The sequence below is a fragment of the Paenibacillus pasadenensis genome (assembly GCF_002864175.1).
Classification (GTDB): Bacteria; Bacillota; Bacilli; order Paenibacillales; family Paenibacillaceae; genus Paenibacillus_O; species Paenibacillus_O pasadenensis.
In genome coordinates this window covers 163,120-180,998 of sequence record NZ_NFEZ01000003.1, presented here as the reverse complement: position 1 = coordinate 180,998, position 17,879 = coordinate 163,120, and the positions used below count along the sequence as shown (strand labels likewise).

Annotated in this window: 17 protein-coding genes and 1 riboswitch; of the genes, 14 read left to right on the top strand and 3 right to left on the bottom strand. The window is 62.9% G+C overall.

The window, feature by feature from the left end:
* Positions 1–88 precede the first annotated feature (88 nt).
* The gene (locus tag B8V81_RS04610) at positions 89–1,399 is read right to left on the bottom strand and encodes a glycosyl hydrolase family 18 protein (RefSeq protein WP_028597195.1); all 1,311 of its coding nucleotides are present in this window, start codon (positions 1,397–1,399) and stop codon (positions 89–91) included.
* 313 nt (positions 1,400–1,712) lie between these two features.
* A riboswitch (cyclic di-AMP (ydaO/yuaA leader) is annotated at positions 1,713–1,846 on the top strand.
* Positions 1,847–1,850: 4 nt separating this feature from the next.
* Between B8V81_RS04610 and B8V81_RS04605 the strand changes: the two genes are divergently transcribed.
* Both B8V81_RS04605 and fosB read left to right on the top strand, forming a co-directional pair.
* Positions 1,851–2,342, top strand: coding sequence for a C40 family peptidase (locus B8V81_RS04605; protein ID WP_028597194.1), 492 nt, complete (start codon positions 1,851–1,853; stop codon positions 2,340–2,342).
* Positions 2,343–2,440: 98 nt separating this feature from the next.
* Entirely contained in the window at positions 2,441–2,863 is a 423-nt protein-coding gene (fosB, locus tag B8V81_RS04600) for a metallothiol transferase FosB (protein WP_028597193.1), read from the top strand.
* A 255-nt stretch (positions 2,864–3,118) separates the two neighbouring features.
* Here fosB and B8V81_RS04595 read toward each other — a convergent pair whose 3' ends face one another.
* Positions 3,119–4,129 carry a LacI family DNA-binding transcriptional regulator gene (locus B8V81_RS04595; protein ID WP_028597192.1) on the bottom strand — a complete coding sequence of 337 codons (1,011 nt, stop codon included), beginning with the start codon at positions 4,127–4,129 and terminating at the stop codon, positions 3,119–3,121.
* Positions 4,130–4,291: 162 nt separating this feature from the next.
* Between B8V81_RS04595 and B8V81_RS04590 the strand changes: the two genes are divergently transcribed.
* From B8V81_RS04590 to helD, 9 genes are all read left to right on the top strand, one after another.
* Entirely contained in the window at positions 4,292–4,633 is a 342-nt protein-coding gene (locus B8V81_RS04590; RefSeq protein ID WP_028597191.1) for a UxaA family hydrolase, read from the top strand.
* Between the two features lie 116 nt (positions 4,634–4,749).
* A complete protein-coding gene (locus B8V81_RS04585; RefSeq protein ID WP_101807854.1) occupies positions 4,750–5,898 on the top strand; it encodes a UxaA family hydrolase in 1,149 nt (382 codons plus the stop codon).
* Between the two features lie 10 nt (positions 5,899–5,908).
* Positions 5,909–7,021 carry a Gfo/Idh/MocA family protein gene (locus B8V81_RS04580; protein ID WP_043110749.1) on the top strand — a complete coding sequence of 371 codons (1,113 nt, stop codon included), beginning with the start codon at positions 5,909–5,911 and terminating at the stop codon, positions 7,019–7,021.
* Positions 7,015–7,446, top strand: a complete 432-nt coding sequence (fucU, locus tag B8V81_RS04575; protein WP_028597188.1) for an L-fucose mutarotase — start codon at positions 7,015–7,017, stop codon at positions 7,444–7,446. Before B8V81_RS04580 ends, fucU begins: the two co-directional genes overlap by 7 nt.
* Positions 7,443–8,216 (top strand): SDR family NAD(P)-dependent oxidoreductase, encoded by a 774-nt coding sequence (locus B8V81_RS04570; protein WP_101807853.1) that lies wholly within the window; start codon positions 7,443–7,445, stop codon positions 8,214–8,216. The genes fucU and B8V81_RS04570 overlap by 4 nt, the downstream gene beginning before the upstream one ends.
* 36 nt (positions 8,217–8,252) lie before the next feature.
* A complete protein-coding gene (locus tag B8V81_RS04565) occupies positions 8,253–9,164 on the top strand; it encodes a fumarylacetoacetate hydrolase family protein (protein WP_028597186.1) in 912 nt (303 codons plus the stop codon).
* 135 nt (positions 9,165–9,299) lie between these two features.
* Positions 9,300–10,181 (top strand): deoxyribonuclease IV, encoded by an 882-nt coding sequence (locus B8V81_RS04560; protein WP_028597185.1) that lies wholly within the window; start codon positions 9,300–9,302, stop codon positions 10,179–10,181.
* A gap of 113 nt (positions 10,182–10,294) precedes the next feature.
* On the top strand, positions 10,295–11,083 hold the full coding sequence (locus B8V81_RS26230; protein WP_425320483.1) for an isochorismatase family protein: 789 nt from the start codon (positions 10,295–10,297) through the stop codon (positions 11,081–11,083).
* Between the two features lie 74 nt (positions 11,084–11,157).
* Positions 11,158–13,584: an RNA polymerase recycling motor HelD gene (gene helD, locus B8V81_RS04550; RefSeq protein WP_101807852.1), complete on the top strand. Its 2,427-nt coding sequence runs from the start codon at positions 11,158–11,160 to the stop codon at positions 13,582–13,584.
* A 20-nt stretch (positions 13,585–13,604) separates the two neighbouring features.
* On the opposite strand, the gene B8V81_RS25615 is transcribed toward helD, so the two are convergent.
* Positions 13,605–14,117, bottom strand: a complete 513-nt coding sequence (locus tag B8V81_RS25615) for a hypothetical protein (RefSeq protein ID WP_101807851.1) — start codon at positions 14,115–14,117, stop codon at positions 13,605–13,607.
* A gap of 168 nt (positions 14,118–14,285) precedes the next feature.
* On the opposite strand from B8V81_RS25615, the gene B8V81_RS04540 reads away from it, so the two are divergent.
* The 3 genes from B8V81_RS04540 (at position 14,286) to B8V81_RS04530 (ending at position 17,864) form a co-directional block, all read left to right on the top strand.
* Positions 14,286–15,836 (top strand): response regulator, encoded by a 1,551-nt coding sequence (locus tag B8V81_RS04540; RefSeq protein ID WP_101807850.1) that lies wholly within the window; start codon positions 14,286–14,288, stop codon positions 15,834–15,836.
* A 276-nt stretch (positions 15,837–16,112) separates the two neighbouring features.
* Positions 16,113–16,973, top strand: coding sequence for an ABC transporter permease (locus tag B8V81_RS04535; RefSeq protein WP_101808229.1), 861 nt, complete (start codon positions 16,113–16,115; stop codon positions 16,971–16,973).
* A 21-nt stretch (positions 16,974–16,994) separates the two neighbouring features.
* Positions 16,995–17,864, top strand: a complete 870-nt coding sequence (locus tag B8V81_RS04530) for a carbohydrate ABC transporter permease (RefSeq protein ID WP_101807849.1) — start codon at positions 16,995–16,997, stop codon at positions 17,862–17,864.
* Positions 17,865–17,879 lie beyond the last annotated feature (15 nt).

Sequence of the window (17,879 nt, the reverse complement as noted above, 5' to 3'; positions counted from 1 at the left end):
GCCGCGGCAGGCGAAAAGGCGAAAATGCCGCAGGTCCGTTTGGACCAGCGGCATTTCTCCGCGCCTGCCGTCATGCCGGGCGAGGCGGTCAGGAATTCAGCGCCGTGTGGATCGCTCCCAGCAGCTCGCCGTCCAAGTTCTGCCCGTACTCCCAGAACATGATGCCCGCGAGGCTGTTCGCTTTCAGGTACTTGACCTTTTCGGCTAGCGACTGCGTGTCGTCGTAGCTGAGGAAGCCGCCGCCGCTGTTCGTCAGATACGGAGCCTTGGCCGCATCGTCCCATTGGCGCGTCCAGCCGTTTTTGTTGATGAAGCCGGCCTTGAGCTCGTCGTACGTATAGTCGGCCGTGCCGTGGGAGTAGAACGCGCCGCCGATGACCAGCTTGGACGCGGGCAGCCCCTTGCTCTTGAGCAGCTTGACGGCGGTGTCGACGCTGTAGCTGGCGCGCGAGGAGTTGTAAAGCGCCGTATGATGCGTGCCCGAGCCGGCCTGCATGTCGTAGGTCATCACGTTCAGGAAGTCGAACGACGGCTGCACGGCGGCGATGTCGATGTTGCCGAGGCCGTAGTCCGAAGCGCCTACGGCGGCGGTCAGCTGGTACTTGTTGCTGCCTCGGCCGTCCGCTGCGCTGCCTGCGTCAAGCACCGAACGGAGCTTTTGGATGAACAGCGTATAGTTCTGCTTGTCGCCGGCGGCCGGGTATTCCCAGTCGATGTCGACGCCGTCCAGCTTGTTGGCGCGGATGTAGGAAAGGGCGCTGTTCGCGAACGCCGTCCGGCTGGCGTCGGTCGAGGCCGCGCCGGCGAAGCCTTGCGAGCGGCCCCAGCCGCCGACGGAGACGAGCACCTTCAGGCTCGGATTTTTGCTGCGCAGCGTCGTCAGCTGGGCGAGCTTGGAGGCGTCGCCGCCGCTCACGCCGTTGTTGGCCACGTCGGCGAAGGCGTAGAACACATGCGTCAGCTTTTCGGCCGGCACGGTGCTCACGTTCGGGAAATGCCAGTCGGCGACGTAGGCGCCGGTAATCTTGCCGCCCGGAGCGCCGGGCGTCGGAGTCGGCGTCGCGCTAGGCGAAGGCGTCTTGGTCGGAGTCGGCGTCGGAGTCGGAGCGGACGAGCAGGCGCCGAGCGATTTCCATGCGCCCCATGGGCCGGACAGGTCGGGGCGCTCGTTCGTCGTCCACCACTTCGCTTCGTACAGCGTGCTGCTGTACACGGCTTTCTGGCCCGCGGTGTAGATCGCCGAGGCCGACCAGGCGGAGACGCCGGTGCAGGCATCGGCGGCATGGGCGGTGCGGACGGCGAGCGAGCCCGGCACGATCGAGCCGATCAGGAACACGGCGAGCAGCAGCGCGCGCAAAGCCTGGAAGCGGGGGGTGGAAGTGCGGGATTTTGCGGACATGAAAGTCCTCCTTTTCAAAAGTAGGATAAAAAAGCGGAATTCGGCAGGCGGCCTCCTTTCACTCGAAGAGTTCCACTATTATCCTATTAAATTCATAACGCTTAAAGGATAGTTTCTCAGAATGGCAGGGGGAAATATCCATTTCTTCCTCTGGGCAGGAGGACAGGGGCGAAAATCGCGTCCATTCGATGATATGAGCAGAAGGGCCTAGGCTGATTTATGAGAAAAGTAAGGGATTTGATGAGGGACTTCTAATATTTCCCGGGCAGGGATTCGACAAAAAACTACGAATATTAACCTTTAATAAAAATGATGAATCATCATGCCGAATTTTCGAGAAGAAAAACGGGGGAACCATACCGGGTGAATGAATCTTGCAAGAGAGGATTCTAGGGAACCTTCAACCGAACCCACAGCTAACTTCGTAGGCATCCGAAGGGAGAAGCAACTTGTGAAGAAAGTCATCCTGTCCATGCTTGGCCTGGTTCTGCTTCTGACGTTCAGCAGCAGCGCGTTCGCGAATACGCCGGATCTCGACAGCGCGATCAAAAAAGTCATCGGCACGCCTTACAAATACGGCGGCACGACGACAGCCGGCTTCGACTGCTCCGGCTTCGTCCGCCATATTTTCAACCAGTTCGACGTCAAGCTGCCCCGCACGTCCAAGTCGCAGGCTCAGGTCGGCTCCAAAGTGGACAAGGACGATCTTCGTCCCGGCGATCTCGTCTTCTTCAATACGAGCGGCCGCGGCATCTCGCATGCCGGCATCTACGTCGGCGACGGCAAGTTCGCCCACGCCTCCAGCAAGGGCGTGCGCTACACGAAGCTGAGCGATTCCTACTACGCCAAGCGGTACGTCACCGCCCGCCGCGTCGTCACCGGCGAGGACTACAGCAAGATGATCGGCGAGGACGACGGCGAGGACGTCGCCGGCGAAGAATAAGCATGGTCGTTGAAGTCCCGGCAGCTTGGCTGCCGGGACTTTTTGCATCCGGACCCGCAGGGGAGCCGTTGGCGATACAGGAGGAGGAGGAGTCCATCATGAAGCTGCAAGGCCTTAATCATCTGCTGTTCAGCGTCTCGTCGCTGGAGCGGTCGATCGCGTTCTATCGGGAGGCGTTCGGCGCGAAGCTGCTCGTGCGCGGACGGTCGACCGCTTATTTCGATCTGGACGGTCTGTGGCTCGCCTTGAACGAAGAAAAGGATCTCCCGCGCGAGGAGATCCGTCTGTCTTATACGCATATCGCCTTTTCCATTAAAGAGGAGGAGTTCGACGAGGCGGTGTCCCGGCTGCGGCGCATCGGCGCGGACATCTTGCCGGGACGGGAGCGGGACGAGCGTGACCGGCGCTCGGTCTACTTCGCAGACCCCGACGGCCACAAGTTCGAATTCCATACCGGCACGCTGGCGGACCGGATGGCCTATTATCGCCAGACCAAGCCGCATATGGAGTTTTTTGACTAGAGGCTCCGCATGGCTCATAGGCCCGCGCAGTCGTTTCGTTAGCGCTTAGAAGCCTCGCTCGCGGACAGAAAGGAACAAGGGGCTGTCCCGGCATCCGTGAAACGGACGTCGGGACAGCCCCTTGTCGCATGGCCGCCTCTGGCGCCGCAGCCTCTCGCTCCTCGGGTTCGCGAACGGCAGAGCCGCGGCTTCTCGCCGCTCGGATTCGCGAACGGCAGCGCCGCTCCAGGCTCCAGGCCTACCGCGCAGCTGCTTTCATCGCTCTCGCTTGCGGCTCGACGAGCGCACGATCAGCTCCGCCGGCAGGATGAGCGTGCGCGGGCCGCTGCCGTCGCCGTTTTCGATCCGGTCGACGAGGCGCTCCAGGCCGAGCGCGCCGAACTGATAGGCCGGCTGCGCGGCCACCGTCAGGAACGGACTCAAAATGCTGGCGAAGCCGAGATCGTCGAAGCAGACGACCGACAGATCGTCCGGCACAGCCAGGCCGCGCTCGCGCAGCGACTGGATGACGCCGAGCGCGAGGAAGTTGTTGGCGGCAAAAATGGCCGTCGGCGGGGAGCTCAACGCCAGCAGTGGGTCGAGATCGCTCGGATTGAAGCCGTCCGAATAGTCGAGATGGCGGACGAGCGTCTCGTCATACGGGAGGTCGTTCAGCTTGAGCGCGTCCCGATAGCCCGCATGGCGCTCGCGCGCGGTGGAGACGTCCTCCGATCCGTTCACCAGCGCGATGCGCTCGTGGCCGAGTCCGATCAGATGCTCGACGAGCCGGCGCGCCCCGTCGCGGCTTTCGCCGAGGATGCGGTCCGCCTGGATGCCGGGCACGTCCCGGTCGAGCAGCACATAGGGAATGCGGTGCTGCTCCAGCAGCCGCAGATGCGGGGCGGAGCCGTCGCCGGCCGGAGCGAACAGCACGCCGTCCACGCGCGTGGAGAGGATCATGTCCACATAGTCCTTTTCCTTGCCGTAATCCTCGTCGCTGTTGCCGAACAGCAGCCGATAGCCAAGCCGCTTGGCCGCATCCTCCGCCCCCCGCGCCAGCGTCGTATAAAACGGGTTGGCGATGTCGGCAATGAGCAGGGAGAGGATATTCGTCTTTTGCAGGACGAGGCTGCGGGCGTTGGAGTTCGGCACGTACTGCAGCTCCTCCATCACCTGCCGGACCCGCTTTCTCGTCGCTTCGCTGATCCGGCCGGTATCGTTGATGACCCGCGACACTGTCATGGCGGAGACGCCGGCCACGCGGGCGATGTCGTAGATGGTGACCATGAAGCTCCTCCGTTCCCTTTTTACAAGCTGCAATCATTGTAGCCAATGCGGTCTATTGACAGCAAGCATGAGGTCGCTTACATTTGAGTTACCGATAACTCAAATCGAGGAGCGCGGCCAGCCGATCCAAGTCGTCTGCCGGCGCAAAGAGGAGGAGAAGGCATGGAGCATGCGTTGGAAGCGGGAGCGGACGCGATCGTCATGGATGTCCGCGACCATGTCGCGACCGCGCTGCGGGATGTGGCGGCAGGAGAGACGATCCGCTACAAGACAGGCGGGCGGGAAGGAAGCGTCGTCGTCGCGGAGCCGGTCGCGTTCGGCCACAAAATCGCGATCGCGGCCGTAGCGGCAGGCGGCGAGGTGCGCAAGTACGGCGAAGTGATCGGCCGCGCCGTGACGGCAATCGAGGCGGGGCGCCACGTCCATGTGCACAACATCGAGGGCATCCGCGGACGCGGCGACCAGGCCGGCGCGGCTGCTGGAACAGGAGGAGGAAAAGCATGAGGGAACCGGAAGGGCAGGCGTCAGGCCAGGCAGCGGCAGATCAGACGGAGTCAGGCCAGGCAGCGGCAAGCCAAGCCGCAGATCAGGCGGCAGCAAGCCAGGCAGCCCCTGCGATCATGGGCTACCGAAGGGAGAACGGCGACATCGGCATCCGCAATCATCTGCTCATCATTCCGACCGTCATCTGCTCGAACCAGGTGTGCAGCCGCATCGCGCAGCTCGTGCCGGGCGCGGTCGCCGTGCCGCATCCGCATGGCTGCAGCCAGATCGGGGCGGACAAGGACCGCACGTTCAGCGTGCTGGCGGGGACGGGGGCGAACCCGAACGTCGGTGCGGTGCTGATCGTCAGCCTCGGGTGCGAGGTGGTCGATCCGCAGCAGCTGGCCGACGCCATTCGAGTTACCGGTAAACCGGTCGAATGGTTCGACATCCAAAGCGTCGGTGGCTCGGTGAAGGCGATCGAGCACGGCGCGAAGCTGGCGCGGCAGCTGCAGGCGGGCCTGATGCGCCAGCGGCAGGAGCCGGTGCCGCTGTCCAAGCTGAAGGTCGGCGTCAAATGCGGCGGCTCGGACGCGACCTCGGGACTCGCCTCCAATCCGGCGCTGGGCGCCGCGGCCGACAGGCTCATCCGCGAGGGCGGCACGGTCGTCATCGGCGAGACGACGGAAATCATCGGCGCGGAGCATGTGCTTGCCGAGCGCTGCCCGGACGCCGCGGTGCGCGAGCGGCTGTACGCGATCGTCGGCCGCTTCGAGCGCGAGGTGGAGCGGATGGGCGCCGACATGCGCGGCGGCAATCCGAGCCCCGGCAACATCGCCGGCGGGCTGTCGACGATCGAGGAGAAGTCGCTCGGCTGCATCAGCAAATGCGGCACGTCCCCGATTCTCGGCGTCACCGAATACGCCGAGCCGCTGCCGGAGGGCGGACTTTATTTCATGGATTCTCCCGGCAACGACATCGAATGCGTCTCCGGCATGGCGGCGGCCGGCGCGCATATCGTCTGCTTCACGACCGGCCGCGGCACGCCGACGGGCTCGGCTGTCGTTCCCGTCATCAAGATCACCGGCAACGGCCGCACGTTCTCGCTCATGGAGGACAACATGGACGTCGACGTCAGTCCGATGCTGGACGGCTCGCTCGACGTGGAAGCGGCCGGCGAGAGGATCTGGCAGGAGATCGTCGAGGTCGCGGACGGCAAGCTGACCAAGGCCGAGATTCTCGGCCATCAGGAATTTTCCATCAACCGCATCGGCCCGAGCCTGTGAAGGAGGTCCTATGAACGTCATCGATCTGGAGCTCGACTACAAGCCCAAGCTGCCGCAGGACGCCCGCATCGGCATCGCGATCATCGGCGCGGGCGAAATCGTCGGCGCCTGCCATCTTCCCGCTTACCGCAAAGGCGGCCTGAACGTCGTCGGCATCTACGATCTGAACGCAGAGCGCGCCGCGGCGCTAGCCGCGCAGTTCGGCCTGCCGCGCGTCTATCGCACGCTGGAGGAGCTGCTTGACGATCCGGCCGTCCGCGTCGTCGACATCGCCGTGCCGGCCAAGGCGCAGCCGGCCATCGCGCGCCAGGCCGCGGCCGCCGGCAAGCATATGCTTTGCCAGAAGCCGCTCGCCGAAAGCTACCGCGAGGCGGCCGCCATCGAGCGCGCTTGCCGCGAGCACGGCGTCCGCGGCGCGGTCAACCAGCAGATGCGCTGGTCGCCGGGCATCCGCGCCAGCCATGCGATCCTGAGCCGCGGCTGGCTCGGAGAGCTGACGCAGGCGACGATCTCGGTCGACGTCCGCCAGGATTTTGCCGCGTGGAGCTGGCTGCGGGAGATGCCGACGCTGGAGGTCATGTACCACAGCATCCATTACCTCGACAGCATCCGCTTCCTGTTCGGCACGCCGGACTCGATCTACGCCGACGGAGCCCGCTTCCCCGGCCAGCGCACGGTCGGCGAGACGCGCACGATGCTGTCGCTGCGCTATCCCGGCGAGCGGCGCGCGCTCGTCCACGACAACCACAACCATATCGCCGGCGAAGAGGACTGGCACGCGACGTACCGGTTCGAGGGCACGGAGGGCATCGTCCAGGGAACAAACGGCTCGCTGTACGACTATCCGGTCGGACGGGAGGACACGCTCAGGTTCCACTCGCGGCTGCTCCATCCCGATTATTGGTTCGTTCCGACGCTGCACGGCAAATGGTTCCCCGACGCCTTCCTCGGCACGATGGGCGAGCTGCTGCGGGCCGTGGAGGAGGATCGCGAGCCGGAAACCTCCGTCCGCGACAACCTGGAGACGATGCAGCTCGTCTTCGCGGCTTACCGCTCGATGAGCGAGGACCGGCCGGTCGCGCTGCGCGAAATTGCAAACGAAGAGGAGGAAGCGGCATGCTGAAAGGAATTTCTCCGCTGCTCTCGCCTGAGCTGCTCCATGCGCTGAGGGCGATGGGGCATGGCGACGAGCTTGTGCTGGCCGACGTAAACTTCCCGGCCGCATCGACGGCGGCGCGGCTCGTCCGGGCGGACGGCCATGGCATCCCGGAGCTGCTGGACGCGATCTTGACCTTGCTGCCGGTGGACACCTACGTGCCGCAGCCGGCCGTCGTCATGGCGGTCGTGCCCGGCGATCCGCCTGCCCCCGCCGTCTGGCAGCAGTACCGGGAGCTGCTGCGCCGGCATGAGCGGCGCGAGGTCGACATCGCCGAGCTGGAGCGCTTCGCTTTTTACGAGCGGACGCGCCGGGCCTATGCCGTCGTCGCGACGAGCGAGGCGGCTCCTTACGGCAATCTGATTTTGACAAAAGGCGTGGTGCGGATATGAGGCTGAAAGACAAGATCGCGCTGATCACCGGGGCCGGCTCGGGCATCGGACGCTGCTCGGCGCTGCGCTTCGCCTCGGAGGGAGCGCATGTCGTCGTCGCCGACATCAACCTGGAGGCAGCCGCAGAAACGGCCGCCCTGATCGCCCAAGCAGGCGGCGAGGCTTCCGCCGTCGCCTGCGACGTCACCGATCCCGCCTCGGCGGAGGCGATGGCGCGGCAGACGCTGGAGCGGCATGGGCGGATCGACGTGCTGTTCAACAATGCGGGCATCAGCGGCGTCGGCGCGCTGCACGAGGTCGAGCCGGACGCCTGGGACCGCGTCATCAGCGTCAACATCCGCGGCACCTATTTGCCGAGCCGGGCCGTGCTGCCGTCGATGATGGAGCGCCGCGGCGGCGTCGTCATCAACATGAGCTCCTGCATCGCCGAGATCGGCCTCGCGCGCCGGGCTTCCTACGCCGCGACCAAGGGCGCGATCCTCGCGCTGACCAAGTCGATGCAGGTCGACTATGCGCCGTACGGCATCCGCGTGAACGCACTCCTGCCCGGCACGATTTTGACGCCGTTCGTGGAGAAGTACCTGCGCGAGTCGTACTCGGACCCGGAGGAAGGGCTCGCCGGCATCCGCAGCCGCCAGCTGAGCGGCGATCTCGGCCGGCCGGAGGATGTCGCCGAAGGCGCGCTGTTCCTCGCCTCCGACGAGTCGAAGTTCATGATGGGCTCGCCGCTGTATTTGGACGGCGGAGTCGTGTTCGGCAAAAATGCCTGACGGCAAGGCAAGCATGAGAAAGGGGAATCGGCGATCATGAAGTTGTTGACATACCGCAAGGAGGGCCGGCTCGCGCTCGGCGTGCGCACGGAGCAGGGGGTGCTGGACGTGGCGGCGGCTGCGATCCGGCTCGGAGAGGGGCGGCAGGTGCCGCTGACGGTCGAGGCCGCGATCGAGGGCGGAGCCGAGGCGCAGCGGACGCTGGAGACGCTGGCCGCTCAGGCGGACGGAGTCCCCGAGCTGTGGCTGGACGAGGACGCGCTGCAGCTCGGGCCGTGCGTGACGGCTCCCGGCAAGATCATCTGCGTCGGCCTGAACTACCGCAAGCACGCGGAGGAGACGAATGCGCCGATTCCGGAGTATCCGATCCTGTTCAACAAGTTCAACAATACGCTGGCCGCGCATCGGGAGGACATCCCGCTGCCGCGCGTCAGCTCGGAGGTCGACTACGAGGCGGAGCTCGTCATCGTCATCGGGCGCACGGCCAAGGACGTCGGGCGCGAGCAGGCTCTGGAGCATGTGTACGGCTACTGCTGCGTCAACGACCTGTCGGCCCGCGACCTGCAGATGCGCACGCCGCAATGGCTGCTCGGCAAGACATGCGACAAGTTCAGCCCGCTCGGCCCGTATCTGGTGACGGCCGACGAGGTCGGCGATCCGAACGCGCTGGCGATCTCCGCCGTCGTGAACGGCGAGACGCGCCAGTCGTCCCGCACCTCGGACATGATTTTCCGCTGCGACGAGATCGTCAGCTACATCTCGCGGCATATGACGCTGTCGCCCGGCGACATCATCCTGACCGGCACGCCGGAGGGCGTCGTGCTCGGCCTGCCTCCGGAGAAGCGGGTTTACCTGCAGCCGGGCGACGTCGTTGAGATTTCCATCGAGAAGCTCGGCACGCTGCGCAACCGGATGACGGCGGAGCAGGGCGCGGAGGCTCGGATCTGACGATCAGGCTTCGGAAGAATAAACGAGCGATGCCGGGGCAAGCCCCGGCGTCGCTTTTTTAATGGGAGAAGCGTATCAGGACTCTTTTTTCCGCAAACGCTGAATGGGAAGGAACGGAAAAAGAGGAGGGACGGCATGCGGATCGGCAGCCATGTATCCATGGGCGGGAAAGAAATGCTGCTCCAAGCGAGCAAGGAAGCGGCTTCGTATGGTGCGAATACGTTCCTGATCTACACGGGCGCGCCCCAGAATACAAGAAGAAAGCCGATCTCGGCCTATCGGATCGCCGAGGGGCAGGCGCATATGCGGGAGCACGGCATCGCCGACATCGTCGTGCATGCTCCGTTCCTGGTCAATCTGGCCAACGCCGTGAACGATCAGGTGTTCCGCCACAGCATCTCGTTTCTGCGCGACGAGCTGGAGCGGACGGAAGCGCTTGGCTCGAGGCAGCTCGTCCTGCATCCGGGAGCTCATGTCGGGGAAGGCATCGACATCGGGCTGGGCAAAATCGTCGAAGGCTTGAACGAGGTGCTGGAGCCTGGCGGCAAAGCCCAGATCTCGCTGGAGACGATGGCCGGCAAAGGAACGGAATGCGGCAGCCGATTCGAGGAGCTGGCCCGCATTTTGGACGGGGTCACGCATAACGACTCCCTTTCCATCTGTCTCGATACCTGCCATGTGCATGATGCCGGCTACAATATCGTGGACGATTTCGACGGGGTGCTCGATCAGTTCGACCGCCTGATCGGCCTGGACCGGCTGAAGGTGCTGCACATCAACGATTCCAAAAACGTGCGGGGCTCCCGCAAAGACCGGCACGAGAATATCGGCCACGGCTTCATCGGCTTGAAGGCGCTCGATTCTATCGTCCATCATCCCCAGCTGGCCGACATTCCGATGCTGCTGGAGACGCCTTCCTTTGGGCCGGTCAAATATAAGAACCCGCCCTATAAGCACGAAATCGCCCTGCTTCGCAGGCAATTGGCCGATCCGGTGAACAAGGAGCCGACCGCGTAGGCGGGACAAGCTTGGTTTGACGCGCCCAGGCGGGCCTCTGGCAACGCTGCAAGGATTTTGAAATTTCGGGGAAGGCTAGGTGCAGAATCGCATGCTGAGGAGGCTGAATCGTGATGTTCACTGTCGATCCGACGACGACCGGCATCGTCCTGACCGATCCGCAAAATGAATTTTTGTCGCCGGGGCATCCCGGGTATGAGCTGCTCAAGCCGGTCATTTTGCAAAACAATACGGTCGGCAACCTGGTGAAGCTGCTCCAGTCAGCCAAGCAAAAGGGGTATAAGGTCTTCGTCTCTCCCCACTACTTGTATCCGCATGACCATAAGTGGCAGTTCAAGGGAGCGGAGGAGACGCTCCTCCTTTCCACCTACGCCTACGATCGTCCCGATGCGCGGAGCCCGGTGCCGCCGGCCTCCGGAGCGGCATTCGTGCCGGACCTGCTGCCGTTTCTCGAAGACGGGCAGACGATCATCGCCAATGCGCACAAGATCGCCAGCCCGGCAACGAACGATCTGTGCTTGCAGCTGCGCAAGCAAGGGGTAAGCAAAATCGTTCTGGCCGGGGTCCGTATCCAATGTGTGCGTCGAATCCCATATGAGGCATCTGATCGAGGAGGGATTCGAGGTCGCGATCGTTCAGGATGCGACGGCGGCTCCTGCGGACGGGTTCAATGCCGCTCTCGTCAATTTCAAAGGGTTCGCCTCGGCTGTCTGGACGACCGAGCAGGCAGTCGTCAATCTATAGAGCCTTGTCGAAAGGCAAACGAAAGACCCCCGGTCCACGGACCGGGGGTTTTTTTATGCTGCCGCGCCATTGCGCGCAAAACGAAGCTATGGTATCATCAGAAAACCAGTCGCTTCAATTTTTTATTAAAATCCACAGTTATTGCATCTTACCTTTAATTCAATATTACCATGGGTCGCGGCTGGATGTCAAATGCCTTTTTCAGAGGAAAACGGGAGGAGTCGGTGCGGACATGCGGCATGAGCGAGAATGGAACGAAGAGCAGGCACGGCTGGATCGAGTCGCCCAAAAGCTGCGGGAGCGGATCGCCGAGCTGGAGCCGGAGGTGGCCGGGCTGCACGGGCAAGCGGGGGACATCCGCAAGCGCTTTTGGGAAGAAGTGACGGTCAACACGGCCACGGACGAGGACTTCGAGGAAACGTTCTACAGCATCCGGCAGCAGGAGGCGCTGCTCTCGGAACGGGAGCGCAGCCACCGGCTGCGGCTGCAGCAATGGAAGAGCATGACCCGGCTGCTGCCCTCCCCGTACTTCGGACGCGTTGATTTTCGCGAACATGGCGTCGGCTCCGCCGAGCCGGTTTACATCGGCGTCTCCTCCTTCGTCGACGCGGAAGGAATGGACTTCCTCGTCTACGACTGGCGCACGCCGATCGCGAGCTTGTACTACGACCACTCTCCGGGGCCAGCCTCCTACGACACGCCGGACGGAGCCGTGCGGGGCGACATGGAGCTGAAGCGCCAGTACCAGATCCGCCAAGGCCGGCTGCTGAACGTATTCGACACGAGCCTGACGATCGGCGACGAGCTGCTGCAGCAGGCGCTCGGACAGGGCGCAGACTCGCAGATGAAGAGCATCGTCGCGACGATCCAAAAAGAGCAGAACGCCATCATCCGCGACGACAGGAGCCGGATGCTCATCGTGCAGGGAGCGGCGGGCAGCGGCAAGACGTCTGCGGCGCTTCAGCGCGTGGCGTACCTGCTCTATAAAAACCGGGACCGGCTGAAGGCGGACCAGATCGTCCTGTTTTCGCCGAATCCGATGTTCAACAGCTACGTCTCGACCGTGCTTCCCGAGCTCGGCGAGGAGAACATGCAGCAGGCGACGTTCCAAGAATATCTGGAGCAGGGCATCGGCTCGATCCTGAGCCTTGAGGATCCATTCGATGCTATCGAATACGTCCTGCAGATGGCCGGCTCGCCGGAGCATGACGCCCGGGTGGAGGGCATCCGCTGCAAGGCGTCGGGAGCTTTCCTGCAGGCGCTGAGGGACTATGCGGAAGGGCTGGGGCAATCCGGCATGCGCTTCAGCGGCATCCGGCTTGGAGATCGCGAGCTTATTCCGGCCAGCCGGATGGCGGAGCGCTTTTACGGGTACGATCGTTCGATCCGCCTGGCCAATCGCGTCGCCATGCTCCAGGAGTGGCTGCTCCAGGAGCTGGCCGGGCTGGAGCGCAAGGAGCGCGGCGCGGACTGGGTGAGCGAGGAGCTCGACTATCTCGACAACGACCGCTACGACGCCGTGCACCGGGAGCTGCACAAGGAACGGGGCGTGTTCGACTTCGCCGAGCAGTACGAGCGCATCCAGGAGTTCGTGCAGAACAAGCGGCGCCGGGACGAAGGAGACTTCGACTACGCGGAGAGGGAGCAGGAGCTGCTGGCCGGCGCGATCGTCCGGGAGCGGTTCGAGCCGCTGCGGCGAAGCGTGAGGCGGATGCAGTTCGTCGACATGGCCGGATTGTACGCGCAGCTGTTCGATCCGGAGCAGGCTTATGCGGCGCTGGCAGAGCAGGCGGCCGCGCCCCGGCTTTGGCCGGATATCTGTGATCAGACCCGGGAGAAGCTGGCTCGCGGGGAGCTGTTCAGCGAGGATGCGACGCCGTTCCTTTATTTGCGGGAGCTTGTGGAAGGCATGCGGACAAATACGCAAGTGCGGCATGTTTTCGTCGATGAAGGCCAGGACTACTCGATGGTTCAATATGAATATTTGCGGAAGCTGTTTCCCCGCGCCCGCATGACCGTGCTGGGCGACTTCGGCCAGGCGATCTTCGCCCAGGCGACGGAGCTGGACGGCGAGGACTCGCCGCTGATGCGGCTTTACGGGGAGGCGGACACGAGGCTGATCCGCCTCGTCCGCAGCTATCGGTCGACGCGCGAGATCGTCGAGTTCACCAAAGCGCTGCTGCCGAGCGCAAAGGAGATCGTGCCCTTCGCCCGAAGCGGCAAAAAGCCGCTGCTGATCCAGGCGGACGACAGCGCACGGCTGGCGGCGCGGATGGCCGAGGAGCTGGCGGCGCTGCAAGCGGAAGGCTTCGCCTCGATCGCCGTCATCACGAAAACGGCCGCCGAAAGCCGCGAGGCGCATGAGCTCCTGACCAAGCAGGGCTGCCCGTCGCTGCGGCTCGTCACCAAGGAGACGCCGACGTTCGAGAACGGGACGCAGGTCATCCCGGCCTATCTGGCCAAAGGCGTCGAGTTCGACGCCGTGCTGATCTACGACGCTTCGTCGCGGACCTATCAGCGGGAAAGCGAGCGGAAGCTGTTCTATACGGCGTGCACGCGCGCCATGCACCGGCTGCAGCTGTATGCGGCAGGAGAATGGACGCCGTTCCTGCAAGGCGTCGAGCCGTCTCTGGTCGAGGAGGGGGGCCAGACTCGCTAGGGCGTGTCTGCCAGCATGCTCTAGGAATCGAGAGCGGCGGATTCGATCTTTCCTTTGCCGTTCTTGTCGAGCTTGTACAGCACCTTATGGAACGATTCGCTTCCCTCTTCGTTCATCGCATGCTCATTCACTTTCACTTCCCAATCGGACTCTTGCTCGGCTATGGAGAGGATGGATGGATAGAAATTCCGCTCCTGCTTCGCGTGCATGAACGTGAACAGCCGCTCGATCGCTTTTTGTTCTGCCGCAGGGACAGCGATCTCGTACAGGTTCGCCGGAGCTTGGAGGGGAAAGGACGAATTGACGCCATCGTCCTCATAGAATACCTCCACTTTGGTTCCGATCTTCAACCGGGTGATTCCTTTGCGCATCAGGACGATCGGATTTTCCTCGCTGTTCGCGCCGACAATGACGGTTTTTTTGTTTTCCTTGTCGTATTTGTAGATGTAGCCGATGAAGTCAGGCTCTCGCTGCGAGCAGCCGCTTGCCAGCAGCAAGGCGAGTACGAATAGAAGGAAGAGGAGCTTTTTCATGATAACCTCCTTGGAATGGATGGCATCAGCGACAGAGCATTTAGAAAAATTATACTTAAATGAGCCGAATAACGAAACTGCCGCGCCGTTTTCAAAAACATCTCCTTTTTATCCCAAGGTCGGCTATAATAGGTCCTTAATAGCGTCCGACATGGGAGGAAGCCAAGCATGCAGCCTTGCCGAGTACTGCTCGTCGACGACGAGTTCATCATCCTGGACGGAATCGCTTCGGTCATCCCTTGGGAGCGCCATGGGACCGTGCTTGCCGGTACGGCGCAGAACGGCATCGCGGCGCTGGAGCTGATGGAGTCGGTCCGTCCGGACATCCTGATTACGGATATCCGCATGCCGGGCATGGACGGACTGGAGCTTGCCGAGCGGGTGTCCGAGGCGTACCCGGATGTCGGAATCATCATGCTGACGGGATTCAATGAGTTCGAATATGCCAAGTCGGCGATGCAGCACGGCGTCAAGCATTATTTGCTGAAGCCTTGCAGCTCGGAGGATGTGACCGCCGCGCTCGACGAGATCGTCGCCGCTCAGCGGGAGCGGGACTCCGGGCGCCGCTTCCTGGAGTCGGTCAAGCACAACCTGGCGCAGGCGCTGCCGTACGCGCGGGAGCAATTCCTGCGCGAGCTCGTCTCCAACAAGCGGTACGGAGAGCGCGAATGGACCCGCGGCCGCGAGATGTTCGGCCTTCAGCAGAACGTCGGGAGCATCCGCCTGCTGCTGTTCGAGGCGGATGGCGATCCGGAGTACGAGCAGCTCTTCGCCATGAAGAACATCGCGGAGGAGCTGCTGCCCGGCTGCCTGCTCAGCGCGCTCAGCGGCAGCTACGCGATGCTCCTGCTGGAGGATGGCGACGAGGACGAGCTGTATCGGGGCATCGATCTCGTGCGCGAGGCGTACCTCCGCTATTACCGGCTGGACGCGACGGCCGCGCTCAGCGAGGCCGGCCCGCCGGAGCAGGCGAGGCGGCTGTACCTGCAGGCGCTGAGCTGCCTCGGCTACCGCTTCTATCTCGGCGAGGGCGGCCTCATCACGCCGCAGGACGTCATGGAGCCGCTGGCAGAGACCGGGACTCGGGGCGAATTCGACATGCAGCGGCTGCTCATGCTGATCCAGGCGGGCAACGAAGCTGAATCGCGAAAGGAACTGGACCGGCTCATGGAGGAGCTTGCCGCCTGGCGGCTGGACGTGCCGGAGGCGAAGTCCTACCTCATCCAGCTGTTCATGGAGCTGAGCCGCCTGTACGGCCGCGAGGAGATGGACCGCAGCCTGGAGCGGCTGTCGGAGCTGATCGCGACCGGCTCGATCCGGCCGCTTCAGGGGCTGCTGGAGCAGATGCGGCGCGAGATCGCCGGACAGCGCGCCGAGCAGACCCGCCGCCGCCACTCCCGCATGGTCGAGTCGGTCAAGGCGATCGTCGAGCGGAGCTACGCCGACGAATCGCTGTCGCTCTCCTCGGCAGCCAAGGAGATGTTCATGAATCCGGACTATGTCGGCAAGCGGTTCAAGCTGGAGACCGGCGAGAGATTCACCCAGCATGTGCTTCGCTACCGCATCCAAAAAGCGATCGAGCGGATGGAGCAGGATGCCGGCATGACCGTTGCCCAGCTCGCCGAGGAGACGGGATTCGGCTTCAACGCTTCCTATTTCAGCAAGATGTTCAAAAAGATGACCGGCGTCTCCCCGACCGAATATCGCGGCTCCCGCTGATTGCCCTCGCTCCCTCCGAGCGGGGCTTTTTTTCGTTTCGGCAATGCTCGGTTTTTTGCTGCTCTTGTCCGGTTTTGGACATGGGAAATAAAGGATGGCGAAGGTAAAGTAAAGGAGTGCATTGAAAGCGCTTCACGCTGCCAGACGGCGAAAGGAAAGAACGGGGGGATCGACTTGAAGCTGGAAGAGGCCGCGGCGGCGGGAAGGACCGGATGGACGCGGAGCCGGACGGCCTGGATCAAGAAGGAGCTGTTTCGCAACAAATATGTCTATCTCATGCTGGTGCCGGTAATCGCTTATTATGCCGTCTTTGCTTACGGACCGATGTATGGACTGCTCATGGCGTTCCAAAAGTCCTACAGTCCCGTGAGGGGGATTCTGGACGGGCAGTGGATCGGCTTCGACAACTTCAAGATGTTCTTCAACAGCTACTACTTCGAGCGTCTGATCAAGAACACGCTCCTGCTCAGCCTCTACAGCATCGCCATCGGCTTTCCCGCGCCGATCGTGCTGGCGCTGCTGCTGAACGAGGTGCGCAAGAAATGGTTCAAGAGCGCCGTCCAGACGTTCAGCTACATGCCGCACTTCATCTCGGTCGTCGTCGTGGTCGGCATGCTCAAGACGTTCTCCTCGCTGGACGGCGGCCTGTTCAACGTCATCCGCGGCCTGTTCGACCTGCAGCCGGTCATGTTCCTGGCCGAGAAGGATTTCTTCCGGCCGCTCTACATCCTGTCCAACATCTGGCAGGGCGCGGGCTGGGCCTCGATCATCTTCCTGGCCGCGCTCAGCGGCATCGACCCGCAGCTGTACGAGGCGTCCAGGATCGACGGCGCGGGCCGCTGGCGGCAGCTGCTCCATGTGACGCTGCCCGGCATCCTGCCGACGATCGTCGTCATGCTCATCCTCCGGCTGGGCGCGGTCATGAACGCCGACTTCCAGAAGATCCTGCTCATGCAGACGGCGCCGACCTACGAGACGTCCGACGTCATATCCACCTTCGTCTACCGATCCGGCATCCTGGAGGGCAACTATACGTACTCCACCGCCATCGGGCTGTTCAACGGACTCATCAACTTCGGCTTGCTCCTGCTGGCCAACGCGATCAGCCGCAAGGTGAACTCGACCAGCCTGTGGTAGCGGCGAAAGAAAGGAGGACCCATGAGAAGGTCTCTCGGCGAAAAAACATTCGATGCCGTCAATACGGTTCTGCTGCTTGGCGTCATCGCCATCTCCTTTTATCCGATGCTGTACGTGCTCAATTCCTCGATCAGCGATCCGGAGCGGATGCTGCGGTCGCGCTCGTTCATGCTGACGCCCGAAGGCTTCCAGCTGGACGCTTACGCGTATGTGCTTAAAAACCCCAAGATCCTTCAGGGCTATCTGAACACGCTGTTCTACGTCTCCGCCGGCACGCTGGTCAACCTGATCATGACCTCGCTCGCCGCCTACACGCTGTCGCGGCCCGATCTGCTCGGTCGCAAGACGATGATGAAGCTCATCACGTTCACGATGTTTTTCGGCGGAGGCATGATTCCTTCGTTCCTGCTCGTGCAGAATCTCGGACTCGTCGACACCCGCTGGGCGATCATCATCCCGGGCGCGATCAGCACGTTCTATTTCCTCATCATGAAAACGAGCTTCGAGGGCTTGCCGATCAGCCTGATCGAATCGGCGAAGCTCGACGGAGCGAACGATCTGCTCATCCTCGCCCGCATCGTGCTGCCGCTGTCCAAGCCGATCCTGGCCGTCATGACGCTTTATTACGCGGTCGACCATTGGAACGACTTTGTCGGTCCGATGCTGTACCTGCGGAGCCAGGAGCTGTACCCGATCCAGATCGTCATGCGCGACATCCTGATCAGCAGCAGCACGGAGGCGATGGGCGCCGGCATCGATACCGGCTTCGCGCTCGGAGAGAACATCAAGTACGCGACGATCATCGTCTCGACGCTGCCGATCATGCTGCTCTATCCGTTCATCCAGCGATTTTTCGTCCAGGGCGCCCTGATCGGCGCCGTCAAGCAATAACCCATCTATGGAGGC